The 14,194-nt window shown below is 66.3% G+C and carries 10 protein-coding genes; 4 read left to right on the top strand and 6 right to left on the bottom strand.

Translation table 11 applies throughout. From position 1 onward, the window contains the following. Positions 1 to 14 precede the first annotated feature (14 nt). Complete coding sequence (locus ACIGJC_RS06540) at positions 15 to 845, bottom strand: hypothetical protein (protein WP_483711199.1); 831 nt, start codon at positions 843 to 845, stop codon at positions 15 to 17. 163 nt (positions 846 to 1,008) lie between these two features. Between ACIGJC_RS06540 and ACIGJC_RS06535 the strand changes: the two genes are divergently transcribed. Next, complete coding sequence (locus ACIGJC_RS06535) at positions 1,009 to 3,357, top strand: Tex family protein (RefSeq protein WP_483711198.1); 2,349 nt, start codon at positions 1,009 to 1,011, stop codon at positions 3,355 to 3,357. Positions 3,358 to 3,421: 64 nt separating this feature from the next. On the opposite strand, the gene ACIGJC_RS06530 is transcribed toward ACIGJC_RS06535, so the two are convergent. Then, the gene (locus ACIGJC_RS06530) at positions 3,422 to 4,774 is read right to left on the bottom strand and encodes an ATP-binding protein (RefSeq protein ID WP_483711197.1); all 1,353 of its coding nucleotides are present in this window, start codon (positions 4,772 to 4,774) and stop codon (positions 3,422 to 3,424) included. Beyond that, the gene (locus ACIGJC_RS06525) at positions 4,771 to 5,442 is read right to left on the bottom strand and encodes a response regulator (RefSeq protein ID WP_483711196.1); all 672 of its coding nucleotides are present in this window, start codon (positions 5,440 to 5,442) and stop codon (positions 4,771 to 4,773) included. Before ACIGJC_RS06525 ends, ACIGJC_RS06530 begins: the two co-directional genes overlap by 4 nt. A gap of 228 nt (positions 5,443 to 5,670) precedes the next feature. On the opposite strand from ACIGJC_RS06525, the gene ACIGJC_RS06520 reads away from it, so the two are divergent. Both ACIGJC_RS06520 and ACIGJC_RS06515 read left to right on the top strand, forming a co-directional pair. Further along, positions 5,671 to 7,434 carry a glycosyltransferase family 39 protein gene (locus ACIGJC_RS06520; protein WP_483711195.1) on the top strand — a complete coding sequence of 588 codons (1,764 nt, stop codon included), beginning with the start codon at positions 5,671 to 5,673 and terminating at the stop codon, positions 7,432 to 7,434. A gap of 56 nt (positions 7,435 to 7,490) precedes the next feature. Beyond that, positions 7,491 to 8,543: a bifunctional UDP-4-keto-pentose/UDP-xylose synthase gene (locus ACIGJC_RS06515; protein WP_483711477.1), complete on the top strand. Its 1,053-nt coding sequence runs from the start codon at positions 7,491 to 7,493 to the stop codon at positions 8,541 to 8,543. Here ACIGJC_RS06515 and ACIGJC_RS06510 read toward each other — a convergent pair. Both ACIGJC_RS06510 and ACIGJC_RS06505 read right to left on the bottom strand, forming a co-directional pair. Continuing rightward, the gene (locus ACIGJC_RS06510; RefSeq protein WP_483711194.1) at positions 8,540 to 9,640 is read right to left on the bottom strand and encodes an alpha/beta fold hydrolase; all 1,101 of its coding nucleotides are present in this window, start codon (positions 9,638 to 9,640) and stop codon (positions 8,540 to 8,542) included. The genes ACIGJC_RS06515 and ACIGJC_RS06510 overlap by 4 nt on opposite strands. A gap of 259 nt (positions 9,641 to 9,899) precedes the next feature. Next, positions 9,900 to 10,319, bottom strand: coding sequence for a hypothetical protein (locus ACIGJC_RS06505; RefSeq protein WP_483711193.1), 420 nt, complete (start codon positions 10,317 to 10,319; stop codon positions 9,900 to 9,902). A 633-nt stretch (positions 10,320 to 10,952) separates the two neighbouring features. Between ACIGJC_RS06505 and ACIGJC_RS06500 the strand changes: the two genes are divergently transcribed. Then, positions 10,953 to 11,930: a hypothetical protein gene (locus ACIGJC_RS06500; RefSeq protein ID WP_483711192.1), complete on the top strand. Its 978-nt coding sequence runs from the start codon at positions 10,953 to 10,955 to the stop codon at positions 11,928 to 11,930. Positions 11,931 to 11,998: 68 nt separating this feature from the next. Here the strand turns inward: ACIGJC_RS06500 and ACIGJC_RS06495 are convergent, their stop codons facing one another. Next, entirely contained in the window at positions 11,999 to 13,903 is a 1,905-nt protein-coding gene (locus ACIGJC_RS06495; RefSeq protein ID WP_483711191.1) for a potassium transporter Kup, read from the bottom strand. Positions 13,904 to 14,194: the final 291 nt, after the last annotated feature.

The following is a 14,194-nucleotide window of genomic DNA, read 5'->3' as shown; positions in this document are numbered from 1 at the left end:
GGCATGGCCCCGGCTCAGAAGCCAAAGGGCCGCGGCGCCGACGCCTGCCCCTGCTGCTGTTTCGCCTTGGCGCGCCGCTCGTCCTGATCCTTTTGGCGCTGTTCGGCCTCGCGCTGCTTGGCCTCGTACGCCTTGACGTTCTCTTCGCGCTGCCGTGCCTGTTCCGCCCCCTTGCTCTGCGCCTCGCGCATGCGGGCGTCGTAGTCGGCCTGCTTCTGCTGGTAGGACTGTGCGTTGGCCGAGCGCTTCGGTGCGTCGGCCTGGTGCTGCGCGTCCCGCAGTTGCTGCGCCTGCTGCTTCTTTTCGAACGACTCCCGGCTGGCCTGTTCGTTCGCGCTGCGCTTGGGCTGGCCAGCTTCGAACTCGGCCCGGCGCAACGCCTGTTCGCGATCGCGGTCGGCCGCACGCTGGGCGCGCTCGGCTTCACCCACTTCCAGCTCGCGCTGGCGCAATACCTGCAATTCCCCGCGCTGGACTTCCTTCGCCTGGTCGATGCAGTGGGTGACGAAGAACTTGTCGTAGCACGCGCGTTCCGCCGTGGCGAAGCGATAGTTGGTCCACGCGCGGGAATCGCCGATCGCCTTGCGTTCGGCGGCGAAATCACGCGGCGCCGCTGCCGGCGCGATGGCCTGCGCGGCGCCGTCCGACAGCGGTGCCAGCGTGCCGGCGCCGACGACGGTCAGCCACACCGCCATGGCAAACAGGCGGGCAGACGGCATCATTGGCCCCTCACGGCGCGGGACGGAACGGGGCAGGCATGCGGCGGGGATCGGGGCAAGGGTTGCCGTGTCGCGGACGGCCACGGGCGTGGCGGGCGCGACGGCCGGATGGGGCTTGAAGGTCATGGCCGAATTCTAGCATCCGCCCGCCACGCGCCTGAGGGCGCTGCCGGGCGGCGTGCAGCAAGATACACGCCCGCAAACAGTCCCTCTTCTGTGACGGAAAGCCGCCCCGCTTGTGGCAAAATGCCCCGCTTTCGACTGACCGCTTCGACAGACCGAATTCCCGATGTCCAATCTGCCCGCATCCGTTTCGCAAAAGATTGTGTCGCTCATCGCGGCTGAACTGACCGTTCAACCCCGCCAGGTGGCGGCTGCCGTGGCCCTGCTCGACGAAGGCGCGACCGTTCCGTTCATTGCCCGCTACCGCAAGGAAGTGACCGACAACCTGGACGACACGCAGCTGCGTACGCTGGAAGAGCGCCTGCTGTACCTGCGCGAAATGGAAGAGCGTCGCCTGGCGATCCTTGCCTCGATCGAGGAGCAAGGCAAGCTCACGCCGGAGCTGCGCACGGCCATCGAGGGCGCCGAAACCAAGCAGGCGCTGGAAGACCTCTACCTGCCCTACAAGCCCAAGCGCCGCACACGCGCCCAGATCGCGCGCGAATGCGGCCTGGAGCCGCTGGCCCAGGCATTGCTCGCCGATCCGACGCTGGACCCGCAGGCTGAAGCGGCCAAATACGTGAACGGCAACCCGACCGCCGATGGCGGCGTGCCGGACGTCAAGGCGGCGCTGGACGGCGCGCGCGACATCCTGTCCGAGCAATTCGGCGAAACCGCCGAACTGCTCGGCAAGCTGCGCGAGCACCTGTGGAGCAACGGCGTGGTCAGTTCCACGGTGATGGACGGCAAGGAAACCGCCGAGGAAGAGAAGTTCCGCGACTACTACCAGTACAGCGAGACCATCCGCTCGGTGCCGTCCCACCGCGCGCTGGCGCTGTTCCGCGGCCGCAATGCGGGCGTGCTGATGGTCAAGCTGGGCCTGGGCGAAGAGCAGGATGCCATGGTGCCGCATCCGTGCGAAGGCATGATCGCGCGCCACGTCGGCATCCAGAACCAGGGCCGCCCCGCCGACAAGTGGCTGGCCGATGTCTGCCGCTGGTGCTGGCGGGTGAAGGTGCAGCCGCACCTGGAAACCGAGCTGCTGACGCAACTGCGCGAAACCGCGGAAAGCGAGGCCATCAAGGTGTTCGGCCGCAACCTGCACGAGCTGCTGCTGGCCGCGCCCGCCGGCCCCAAGGCCGTGATGGGCGTCGATCCGGGCATCCGTACCGGCTGCAAGGTAGCCGTGGTCGATGCCACCGGCAAGCTGCTGGAAACTGCGACGATCTACCCGCATGAGCCGCGCCGCGACTGGAACGGCTCGCTCGCCACGCTGGCGCGCATGGCCAAGCAGCATGGCGTTGCACTGGTGTCGATCGGCAATGGCACCGCGAGCCGCGAAACCGACAAGCTGGTGCAGGACCTGATGCGCCTGGCGCCCGACCTGACGCTCACCAAGATCGTCGTGAGCGAAGCCGGCGCATCGGTGTACTCGGCATCGGAGCTGGCCGCCAAGGAATTCCCGGAACTGGACGTGTCGCTGCGCGGCGCGGTGTCGATCGCGCGCCGCCTGCAGGATCCTCTGGCCGAGCTGGTGAAGATCGACCCGAAGTCGATCGGCGTGGGCCAGTACCAGCACGACGTGAACCAGCGCGAGCTGGCTCGCACGCTCGATGCCGTGGTCGAGGACTGCGTGAATGCCGTGGGCGTGGATGTGAACACAGCGTCGGCGCCGCTGCTGGCGCGCGTGTCGGGCCTCAACACGGTGCTGGCGCGCAATATCGTCGAGTACCGCGATGCCAACGGCGCGTTCCCGAACCGCGACGCGCTGAAGAAGGTGCCGCGCCTGGGCGACAAGACCTTCGAGCAGGCGGCCGGCTTCCTGCGCGTCAATACCGGCGACAATCCGCTGGACCGCTCGTCGGTGCACCCGGAGGCCTATCCGGTGGTCAAGCGCATCCTGGACCATATCAAGAAGGGGCTGTCGGACGTCATGGGCAACCGTGAAGCGCTGCGCGGCCTGTCGCCGGCGCAGTTCACCGACGAGTCGTTCGGCCTGCCGACCGTGCGCGACATCCTGACCGAACTGGAAAAGCCCGGCCGCGACCCGCGGCCCGAGTTCAAGACCGCCACCTTCCAGGAAGGTGTCGAAGACGTGAAGGACCTGCAGCCGGGCATGATCCTGGAAGGCGTGGTCACCAACGTGGCGGCATTCGGCGCGTTCGTCGACATCGGCGTCCACCAGGATGGTCTCGTGCATATCTCCGCCCTGTCGAACAAGTTCGTCAAGGACGCGCATGAAGTGGTCAAGGCCGGCCAGATCGTCAAGGTCAAGGTCATGGAGGTCGACGTCAAGCGCAACCGTATCGGCCTGAGCATGCGGCTCGATGACGAGCCGGGCCAGACTTCGGCGCGCCCGTCGGGTGACCGCGGCGGCCAGCGCCCGGGTGGCAAGGGCTTCGGCAACGGCGGCGCTCGCCGCGAGGTGGAGTCGGGCGGCGCCATGGCGGCGGCATTCGCCAAGCTCAAGCGATGAGTTGACGGATTCCGCGTCCGCGAAAAAAGCGCCCCGTGGGTCATTGACCGCACGGGGCGTTTTTTTACTGCTCGCCGCAGCGGCAGATGCGTACCGTCAGCCCGGATCGGTCGGTGCGGTTGGCAAACGCAATGCCCAACCCATGCAGCCTCGCCACGTGCTGCGCGATCGAGATGCCGAGCCCATGCCCCTGCTCCCGCTGGCCACCCGCGCGGAAGAACCGGTCCCCGAGCCGCGCCAGCACCTCGGGCGCCGCCCCGGGCCCTTCATCGCAGATCACGATCGCATCCGCACGGAAATCCATGGTGACCATCGCGCCCGCCGGGCTATAGCGGATCGCGTTGTCCAGCAGGTTGCGCAGCATCAGCCCCAGCAGGTTCGGGTCGCCGGCCAGCGGCAATGGCGCGACGTCCTCGGGCGGCCAGATCAGTTCCACATCCACCTTCCTGCGCTGGGCCAGCACCAGGCAATCCGACAGTGCCTGCCGCGCGATCGGCCGCCAGTTCGCGTCCTCCAGCATGGCCAGCGCCGAGGCATCCTCCAGCCGGCTCATGGTCAGCAACTGCGACACCAGCCGGCTCATGCGGTCGATGCCGGACTCGACGTTGGCGCGTGCCCGGGCCCGCTCGCTTTCATCGGGCGAACGCTGCGCGATTTCCCATTGGGCCTTCAGCGCCGCCAGCGGCGTGCGCATTTCGTGCGCGGCGTCCGCGGTCAGGCGCCGCTCGTGCTCGATCGAGTCCGAAACGCGCACCAGCAGCCGGTTCATGGCGTTGACCAGCGGCACCAGTTCGCCCGGCACGGCGGCCAGGCTTAGTGGCGCAGGGTCGTGCGGGGAGCGGCGCTCGATATCGGCCGACAGTTCACGGACCGGCGCCATGGCACGCCGCATGAACCAGATCAGCAGTCCGATCAGCACAGGCAGGCCAACAATCCAAGGCAGCACCTGCGCGGCGATATAGGACAGGATCAGCTCGTTGCGCTCGCCCAGCTTCTGCCCGATACAGACTCGCCACCCGGTCATGGCATCGTCCAGGTAATACAGCCGCCAGCGATGACCGTCGATGCGCCGGTCGGTGAAACCCGTGGCGGCCGGCGCCCGCGGCAGCCGGTCCCCGTCCGGATCGATATGCATGGGCGTGCCGTCCGGCAGCCACGCGGCAATGGCGAGGTCGCCAAGGCCCGCATCGCCCTGGTCACCCGCCGCAAGCGTCGGCAGCCGCGCGCGCGACGGCGCTGCCGTGATGTCGACCAGCGGCACCAGCGAATGCATCTGCATCGCCATGCGGACCATGGCGGTGTCGTAAAGCTCGTTGATCTCGTGGCGCGCCCGCACGTACGTCATGGCGATGGTCAGCAGCCACACCACCGGGGTCGCGATCAGCACGGCCAGGATCAGGCGCCGCTGCAGCGTCATGCGCAATCCTCGGCGGCGCCCAGGGTATAGCCGGCGCCGCGAAAGGTGCGAACGATCTTCGGATGGATCTTGCGGCGCAGATGGTGGATATGCACTTCGAGCGTGTTGCTCTCCAGCCCGGCCTGCCAGTCATAGAGCTTGTCGCGCAGGACCTCGCGCGTCAGCAGCCGGTTCGGATGCGCCAGCAGCAACTCCAGCAGCATGGCCTCGCGGCTGGTCAGGTCCACCGGCTTGCCGTGCCAGAAGGCCTGCTTTGCCGCCGGGTGGAACTCCAGCGCCCCATGCCGCCAGACCGGCGCCGAGTTGCCGGCGGCGCGGCGCGTCATGGCGCGCAGCCGGGCGGCCAGTTCATCGAGGGAAATCGGCTTGACCAGGTAATCGTCCGCGCCGCTGTCCAGGCCGCTGATGCGGCTCTCGATTGCGTCGCGGGCCGTCAGCACCAGGACCGGTATCTGGCACCCGCGCTCGCGCCAGCGCCTGAGCCACGACATGCCGTCGTCGCCGGGCAGCCCGAGGTCCAGCACCACGGCGTCGTACTGCACCACGCCCAGCGCATGATCGGCCTCGGCGCCCGTGGTGAACCAGTCGACGATGTATCCCATCAGTTGCAGCCCGTGCAGCAAGCCGTCGCCCAGCATGGGGTCGTCTTCAACAATAAGAATTCTCATTTTCCAGGCCAGCTTTTTTGCGTTATAGGCCAATACAGGGCGATAAAGCCGCGGCAAGTCACGCAGCCGCCATTCTGCCCAAATTTCCTTAATCTGCCATTAAGGTTCGTCACTTATCCTCCCATGTTGCCCTGAGCCGGCCGCTTGTCCGATCGCTATCCGACAACCGTTGCCACACGGCATTTGCCCGGTTTCCGGCCCGATATCCGCCACGCCCTCCCTTCCTTCATGCATCAAGGTTCCGACCGCCTGACGAGCGAGCCCGACGCGCTTGCCTCGCAAGCTGCCCTGCCGTGGCACCGGCGCCGCTTCGGCGGTGTGCCCATGATGGTGCTGGCCGGCGTCTGCGCGCTGATCGCGCTGCTCTGGTTCGGTACGCTGGAGTTCCGCCACCTGATCGGGCCCGATGAAGGCCGCTATGCCGAAATCGCCCGCGAAATGTTCGTCAGCGGCGACTGGGTGACAATCCGCTACAACGCGCTCAAGTACTTTGAAAAGCCGCCGTTCCACATGTGGGTGACGGCGCTGTCCTATGTGCTGTTCGGCATCGGCGACTGGCAGGCGCGCCTGTGCGTGGCCCTGGCCGGCGCTTTCGGCCTGCTGGCCTCCATGCTGGCTGCGCACCGGTGGTTCGGCGCCCGCGCCGCGCTGCTCACCGGCCTGGTGATGGTCGCCGCGCCGATGTGGAGCGTGGCGGCGCACTTCAATACGCTAGACATGACGCTGTCCGGGGCCATGGCCTGCGTGCTGGCGTTCATGCTCCTGGCGCAGCACCCCGACGCCACGCCGGCCACCCGCCGCAACTGGATGCTGGCGTGCTGGCTCGCCATGGGCGTCGCCATCCTGACCAAGGGACTGGTCGGCATCGCGCTGCCCGGGCTGGTGCTCGTGATCTACACCTTCGTGACCCGCGACCTCGGCCTGTGGCGGCGCCTGCATCTGGTGAGCGGCATCGCGCTGATGCTGCTGGTCGCGGCGCCGTGGTTCTGGCTGGTATCCGAACGCAATCCGGAATTCCTGCGCTTCTTCTTTATCCACGAGCACTGGGAGCGCTACACGTCGAACGTGCATTCGCGCAAAGGCCCGCTGCTCTACTTCGTGCCGCTCGTGATCGGCGGGTTCCTGCCGTGGCTGGGCCTGGTGCCGCGCATGTGGCGCGCGGTGCGCGAGCGCGCCGGCGTGACGGCCGGCGACGTCCCGCGTCCATTCCAGCCCGCGCTGCTCGCCGCCATCTGGGCCATCGCCATCTTTGTCTTCTTCAGCCTGTCGCACTCGAAGCTGCCCGGCTATATCCTGCCGGTCTTCCCGGCGCTGGGCATCCTCGGCGGCGTGGCGCTGGATTCGATCAACGAGCGCTCCTGGCGCCGCCAGCTCGTGGGCGGCCTGGCGATCGGCATCATCGGGCTGCTGGCGAGCCCCATCGTCGCCACGCTCAATTCGAACAACACGCCCAATACGCTGTATCGCGCCTATGCCATCTGGGTGGCCGTAGCATTCGGCCTGATGATCGCGAGCACGCTCGCGGCGCGCTGGCTGCTGCCGCGACGCGGACTGATGGCAAGCATCACGGTCTATGCGATCGGCATGTGCACGGCATTCTCCGGTGCGCTGCTTGGGCATGAAGTGATCGGCCGCTCGGCGTCCGGCATCGACATGATCGCGCCCGTGGCGCGCGTGCTGCGGCCCGAGATGAAGCTCTATAGCGTGCGCGTGCTGGACCACACGCTGCCGTTCTACCTGCGCCACACGCTGGTCATGGTGGAGCGGCCCGACGAACTCGAATTCGGCGTGACCCAGGAACCGCGCAAGTGGCAGCCGACCACCGCGTCGTTCCTGGCCGCATGGCAGGACGGCCAGCCCGCCATGGCGATCATGTCGCCCGATACCTTCGCCGAACTGAGCCAGCGCGCCCCCATGTACGTGGTCGCACGCGACTGGCGCCGCGTGGCCGTAACCAACTTTGCCGTGAATGCACCGGCACCACAACGCTAGGCTGGCCCCCGCGCCCGGCCCATCCTTACGCTTAACCCATGCAACAGACCACTCCCATGCAAGGCAAGAAAGTCCTCATCCTTGGCGTCAACGGCTTCATCGGCCACCACCTGACGCGCCGCATCCTGGAAACCACGTCGTGGGAGGTCTACGGCATGGACATGTCGTCCGACCGCCTGGGCGACTTGGTCAACCATCCGCGCATGCACTTCTTCGAGGGTGACATCACCATCAACAAGGAGTGGATCGAGTACAACATCCGCAAGTGCGACGTGATCCTGCCGCTGGTGGCCATCGCCACGCCGGCCACCTACGTGCGCAACCCGCTGCGCGTGTTCGAGCTCGACTTCGAAGCCAACCTGCCGATCGTGCGCAGCGCCGTCAAGTACGGCAAGCACCTGGTGTTCCCGTCGACCTCCGAGGTCTACGGCATGTGCGCGGACGAGGAGTTCGATCCGGAAGCCTCGCCGCTGATCTACGGCCCGATCAACAAGCCGCGCTGGATCTACGCCTGCTCCAAGCAGCTGATGGACCGCGTCATCCACGCCTATGGCATGGAGCAGGGCCTGAACTACACGCTGTTCCGCCCGTTCAACTGGATCGGCGCCGGGCTCGATTCGATCTTCGAATCGAAGGAAGGCTCCTCGCGCGTGGTCACGCAGTTCCTGGGCCATATCGTGCGCGGCGAGCCGATCAAGCTCGTTGACGGCGGTGCGCAGCAGCGCGCGTTTGCCGATATCTCCGACGGTATTTCGGCGCTGATGCACATCATCGAGAACAAGGATGGCGTCGCCAGCGGCAAGATCTTCAACATCGGCAATCCGTCCAACATCCACTCGGTGCGCGAGCTGGCCGAGATGATGCTGAAGATGGCCGCCGACTACCCCGAGTACGCCGAAGAGGCGCGCAAGACGCAGATCGTCGAGACCTCGTCGGGCGACTTCTACGGCAAGGGCTACCAGGACGTGCAGCACCGCGTGCCGAAGATCGACAACACCATGCAGGAACTGGGCTGGAAACCCGAGGTGACGATGGAGCAGGCGCTGCGCCGGATCTTCGAAGCGTACCGCGACAAGGTCGTGGAAGCGCGCACCCTGGTCAGCGACTAAGCCATACGCGGCGCTTCCGCATCGGCGCGGTCAAAGCCCGCCTTGCGGGCCAGCACAATGGCCTGCGACCGGTTTTCCACTTCCAGTTTGGAAAAGATGCTGGTGATGTGGTTGCGCACGGTCTTCTCGCTGAGGTCGAGGCGGGCGGCAATCTGGGCGTTGTCCCGCCCCTGCGCAATCAGCTCGACGATATCGCGCTCGCGGCGCGTCAGCGCCAGGAACGCCGGGTCGGCCACCGCGACCGGGGCCGGCAGGAAGTTGTGGATCTCGTCGAGCCAGCGCTGCCACTCGCGTTCGGTTTCGAGCAGAAGGTGATTGCCGCTTTCCAGCGGCACGAAACGTGCGCCGGGAATCTCGCTGGCGATCAGGCGCCCCTCGTCGAACGGCACGCGCGCATCGCGCACCGCATGCAGCACCAGCGTCGGGCAGGAAACCCGCGGCAGCAGCGCGACCACGTCGATCTCGTTAAACACCCGCATGAAGCGCGCCGCGTTAACCGGCGAGGTCGAGACCCTTTCCAGTTCATTGAACCACCGGTGCTGCTCGGCCGTGCCGCCGGGAATGAACTGCGTCGTGAAGAACTGGCGGAACGCGGGGTTCTCCTGGCCCCAGCCAAGTTCGGCAAGCTTGTTCATCAGCTCGGCTTCGTCGCGCAGGTGCGGATTCAGGTGCAGATCGCGCTTGAGCCGCCCGCGCGCGTAGCCCCCGTGCAGGATCAGGTGGCTGACCCGCTCCGGGTGCGCCACCGCGTACGCCACGGCAATCGATGCGCCCTGCGAGATACCCAGCAGCGGAAAATGGTCCACCCCTGTGGCATCGACGATCGTTTCCAGGTCGCGCAGCCACGCGTCGAACGACAGGTCTTCGACCTCGCGATCGGACAGCCCGCAGCCGCGTTCGTCATAGCGGATCAGCGTGTGGTCGCTGGACAGTGCCGTCAGCAGATGGCTCCACACCGGGCTGCCGACATCGAACTCGAGATGGCTCATCCAGTTCGCCGCCTTGACCAGCGGCGGGCCGCTGCCGGTGATGGCATACGCCAGCCGCACGCCTTCGCGGCTGGTGCACAGGCGGATCTGCTGCTTGAACATCGGCATTTCGGCTCAGGCCGCACAGGTTGCCGGCGCGGGCAGCAAACGGCCCACGCAATTGGCGCGCGACGTGACCTACCTAGAGTAGCAAAGGAATCCGCTTGCGAGACGGCAAAGCGCTGCCACACCCGGTGAAAACCGGGCCCGGCGCGCTCGGCCTCAGGCCTGCGCCGGCGCGGGCGTGTGGCGGTCATGGCGCACACGCCGCGCTGCGCAAGATCAGCGGGCGAGCATCGGGAAGGTTGCCCTGGGATGGCGAGCGTGACTACGCGTGCTGGACCTCCCGTATCAGGCAGGCGCCGCCACGGTCTTCTCCCTGCTGCGCGCGAGCGCCATCGGTGAACGGATCGTAGCGGCCGCCCTGCCGGCTGCCGTCGGTGTAAGCATCAGGCTTGCCCATGCGCATCGCGCCCTGGTCAGCGCCCAAGCCATCGACCGCGCACACGGACATGCCCTGACGAGCGATGACGGCCTGCGCTTCGGTTCGCGCTTCGGTTCGCGCTTCGATTCCCGTATCGGCCAGTGCTGCGCCGCGGGCGCCATCGGTGAAAGGATCGCGCGGGCCGTGATGGCCCGGCGCGGCAGCAGCCCGTGGGGCTTCGCCACGCACGTCGGCGTGGGCCATGCTGCAAAGCCCGGCGGCGAGTGCGGCGGCAAGCATGGTCTTGGCAAGGTACATACGCATGGATGACTCCAGACAGGGCCCGCCGGACTGTCTCGCACGGCACCGGGGTACGGCATGGCCTTGTACAGGCGATCTCGCTCGATGAGCACCTTCAGAACGGGCCGCACGGTGATCGCCTTTGCCGTGCCTGGCCAAGGTCGGCGCGCGTTTGCCGCCATCCCATCGTGGCGGCGCCGGCGTACCGGACTGCCGTGTCGTGTCAACTTTGCAGGCAGGCCGCATGGCTGCAGCGGCGCCGGACAAGCAGAAGAAGGCATTGTCGGCCGCCCGCCAGGCGCACACATGAGGCGCTTGTCCCAACTCGGGCCCGACTGCGTTTGCCGGCCGCAGGCATGGCGGGACCCATGCCCCGGATCCCCTCCGCCACGGCCATGCGCATGGCGGAGATATCCATCGCGTCAACGGTCGCGGCGCATGCGGACCGCACCGGTCATCACTGGTCTCGCGCTGCGCGCTCAACGGGGTGGCAAGTGAGGCCAAGCCGTCGAACCGGGACCGATGTCCCGCCAGCGGCCGTCAAAGCTGCCGCGTCAGGCCACCCGATCGGGACGTGCGCCTCATGCCGTGACGGCCCGATGCGTGAATGATTCGCTCACCGTCAATCGCGACGGCGCTATCCCGACAGGAGTTGCCATGCAAGACCTCGCCCCGACCACCGACACGCAGCGCTATGCCCGCTGCATCGCCGCATCCCGCCGCATTCGCTGGGACATCGACCGCGACGTGATCCGCGACCGCAGTTTCGACCTGAACCACAAGTTCCTGCCGGACGGCCTGTCGCTGATCGACGAGCTCACCTTCCTGACGCCGGACGAACAACGCTTCCTGAGCCAGGTGCAGGGCCGCACGTACGCCAATATGTTCGGGCTGGTCGAGCGTTTCGTCAGCGCGAAGATCCTGGAGCTGACGCAGAACCACCGCCTGGGCGACCAGACCGCGCTGGAAGCGCTGATCCGCTTCACCGACGAAGAGCTGAAGCACCAGGAACTGTTCCGCCGCATCGAGCGCCTGGTGGCGGTGCACATGCCCGCCGGCTACCACTTCGATGCCGCGCCGAACGACGTCGCCGCCTTCGTACTCGGCAAGCGGACCTGGGCCGTGCTCGCGATGACGTGCCAGCTCGAGCTGTTCTCGCAGGCGCACTACCGTGCCAGCATCGGCATGGCACCGGACCTGTCCGAGCTGTACAAGGATGTGTTCCTGTTCCACTGGCGCGAGGAGTCGCAGCACGCCATCCTCGACGAACTGGAGTGGAAGCGTGAAGACCTGCGCATCTCCGCCGCCGAGCGCGATGCCGCCGTGGACGACATGATCGCGCTGGTCGCCGGCATGGACGAGATCCTGCAAGCCCAGGCCAGTGCCGATGCGGACTACTTCCTGCGCGTGACCGGCAAGCCCGAGGATTCACCCCAGGCCACGCAAGTCCGCGAGCTGCTGCTCAAGGCCTATCGCTGGACCTATATCGTCACCGGCGTGCTGGAACCACGCTTCAACAAGCTGTTGGGCGACATGATCAATCCGGCGCAGGCCGCGCGCATCGAAGCGGCCATGGCCCCCTTGATGTATGCGATGCCCGCCGCCGGCCAGCCATCACCGGCCATGGCGGCCTGACACCGCTGAAAAGACAAAGCCCCCGCAGGCCTTGCGCCTGCGGGGGCCTTGTTCTGCCGCTTCCCGGATCAGATCTCGACCTTCGTGCCGAGCTCGACCACGCGGTTGGCGGGAATCTGGAAGAAATCCGACGGCTTCGCGCCGTTCTGATGCATCCACGCGAACAAGCTCTCGCGCCACATCGACATGCCCGGCAGCTTGGAAGGAATGACCGACTCGCGTGCGATGAAGAACGAAGTCTCCATCAGTTCGAACTGCATGCCGAGCTTGCGCTGCGCCAGGTCCAGCACCTTGTGCACGTCCGGAGTTTCCTTGAAGCCGTAGTCCGACTTCAGGATGAAGACGCCACCGCCAAGGTCCTTGCAGCTGAGGCGATGCTCGTCATCGACATACGGAATGTCGCGCGTCACAAAGCTGAGAAAGACCACGCGTTCATGCAGCACGCGGTTGTGCTTGAGATTGTGCAGCAGCGACACCGGCACCGACTCGGTATTGCCGGTCAGGAACACGGCCGTGCCTTCGACGCGGTGCGGCGGGTGCGCCAGCAGGCCGGCAATGAACGGCTCCAGCGGGATGCCGTCTTCGAGGCTGCGTGCGCGCAACAGCTTGCGGCCGCTGTACCAGGTCATCAGCAGGAAGAATGCGGTACCGCCCATCAGCAGCGGGAACCAGCCGCCTTCCGCGATCTTCAGCAGGTTGGCCGCGAAGAACGCCAGGTCCACCATCAGGAACGACAGGCCGATCAGGGTCACCAGCACCGGGTTCCACTTCCAGACATTGCGCATCACCACGGCGGCCAGGAAGGTGGTGATCACCATGGTCGTGGTGACCGCAATGCCATAAGCAGCGGCCAGGTTATCCGACTTCTTGAAGGCCATCACGACCGCCACCACGAGCACCAGCAGGATCCAGTTGATGACCGGCAGGTAGATCTGACCGATTTCCGCCTCCGATGTGTAGCGGATCCGCATGCGAGGCACGAAGCCCAGCTGGATGGCCTGGCTGGTCAGCGAGAACGCGCCGGAAATGACCGCCTGCGAGGCAATCACCGTGGCGCAGGTCGCCAGCAGCACCATGGGCAGTTGCAGCGCGCCAGGCACCATCAGGTAGAACGGATTGGCCACGGCTTCCGGATGGTTCAGCAGCATCGCCCCCTGGCCAAAGTAGTTCAGCATCAGGCACGGCATCACCAGCACGAACCACCCATAGCGGATCGGGCGCGCGCCAAAATGCCCCATGTCCGCGTACAGCGCCTCGGCACCGGTCAGCACCAGGAACACAGAGCCCAGCACGACAAAGGCCTGCAGCGAATGCTCCATCAGGAACTTGATGCCATGGTGCGGGCTGATGGCCATCAGGATGCCCGGCGCCTGCAGCAGGTGCAGCAGGCCCAGCGCGCCCAGTGCGATGAACCAGACGAGCATGATCGGCCCGAACAGCTTGCCGACGGCATGCGTGCCACTGCGCTGAATGAAGAACAGCGCGCCCAGGATGACCAGCGTGATGGGAATGACAAAGTGGGAAAGACCCGGGGCGGCAATCTCGAGCCCCTCCACCGCGGACAACACCGAGATGGCCGGCGTGATGACTGCGTCGCCGTAGAACATGCAGGCGCCGAAGATGCCCAGCATCATCAGCACCTTGGCCATGCGCGAGCGTGGTGTCGCGGTGCGCAGCGCCAGCGCCATCAGGGCCAGCACGCCGCCCTCGCCATTGTTGTCCGCCCGCATCACGAACAGGACATATTTGAGCGACACCACGATGATCATGGCCCAGAACAACATCGAAATGATGCCGAGCACCGCCTCCGGGCTGAAGGGAATGCCGTGTTCCTGGCTGAAGCACTCCTTGAGCGCGTACAGCGGGCTGGTCCCGATATCGCCGAACACGACGCCGATTGCGCCGATCACGAGAGCGCGCGTGCTCGGGCTCTCGACAAAGTAGTGGCTGGTGGTTGCGGATTGGGTGGTCATGAATTCTGGTCTCGACGACCGGATCGCGGGCGGTAGAGGGCTCTACCCGGAATCCGGCCCGACACAGCAGCCGTGAATCGGCCGCCTCCCTCTTCAGTTGTTCTATTGCGTTGCACAAACGGCCGCAATTCTAGAGGAACTGCGGCCCGCCGGCCACTGACGATGCCCCGGATACCGCTGGCGGAACGCATCAAGCATGGGTGGGAAGTGGTGGATGGTCAAGTCCCGCGCCAAATAGCACTGGACGTACCGGTGCTGGGACGACGTTGCCAAGTCGCCACAAAATGAGAT

The organism is Cupriavidus sp. C3SS-1, assembly GCF_057073755.1.
Note: the sequence above shows the minus strand (reverse complement) of the source record. Positions and strands in the feature narration are given on the sequence as shown.

What these genes read in the sequence shown, in the direction of transcription:
- ACIGJC_RS06505 (WP_483711193.1), bottom strand. Translation starts at nt 10,319, where the DNA reads ATGCGTATGTACCTTGCCAAGACCATGCTTGCCGCCGCACTCGCCGCC.
- ACIGJC_RS06520 (WP_483711195.1), top strand. Translation starts at nt 5,671, where the DNA reads ATGCATCAAGGTTCCGACCGCCTGACGAGCGAGCCCGACGCGCTTGCC.
- ACIGJC_RS06540 (WP_483711199.1), bottom strand. Translation starts at nt 845, where the DNA reads ATGACCTTCAAGCCCCATCCGGCCGTCGCGCCCGCCACGCCCGTGGCC.
- ACIGJC_RS06500 (WP_483711192.1), top strand. Translation starts at nt 10,953, where the DNA reads ATGCAAGACCTCGCCCCGACCACCGACACGCAGCGCTATGCCCGCTGC.
- ACIGJC_RS06510 (WP_483711194.1), bottom strand. Translation starts at nt 9,640, where the DNA reads ATGCCGATGTTCAAGCAGCAGATCCGCCTGTGCACCAGCCGCGAAGGC.
- ACIGJC_RS06525 (WP_483711196.1), bottom strand. Translation starts at nt 5,442, where the DNA reads ATGAGAATTCTTATTGTTGAAGACGACCCCATGCTGGGCGACGGCTTG.
- ACIGJC_RS06530 (WP_483711197.1), bottom strand. Translation starts at nt 4,774, where the DNA reads ATGACGCTGCAGCGGCGCCTGATCCTGGCCGTGCTGATCGCGACCCCG.
- ACIGJC_RS06535 (WP_483711198.1), top strand. Translation starts at nt 1,009, where the DNA reads ATGTCCAATCTGCCCGCATCCGTTTCGCAAAAGATTGTGTCGCTCATC.
- ACIGJC_RS06495 (WP_483711191.1), bottom strand. Translation starts at nt 13,903, where the DNA reads ATGACCACCCAATCCGCAACCACCAGCCACTACTTTGTCGAGAGCCCG.
- ACIGJC_RS06515 (WP_483711477.1), top strand. Translation starts at nt 7,491, where the DNA reads ATGCAAGGCAAGAAAGTCCTCATCCTTGGCGTCAACGGCTTCATCGGC.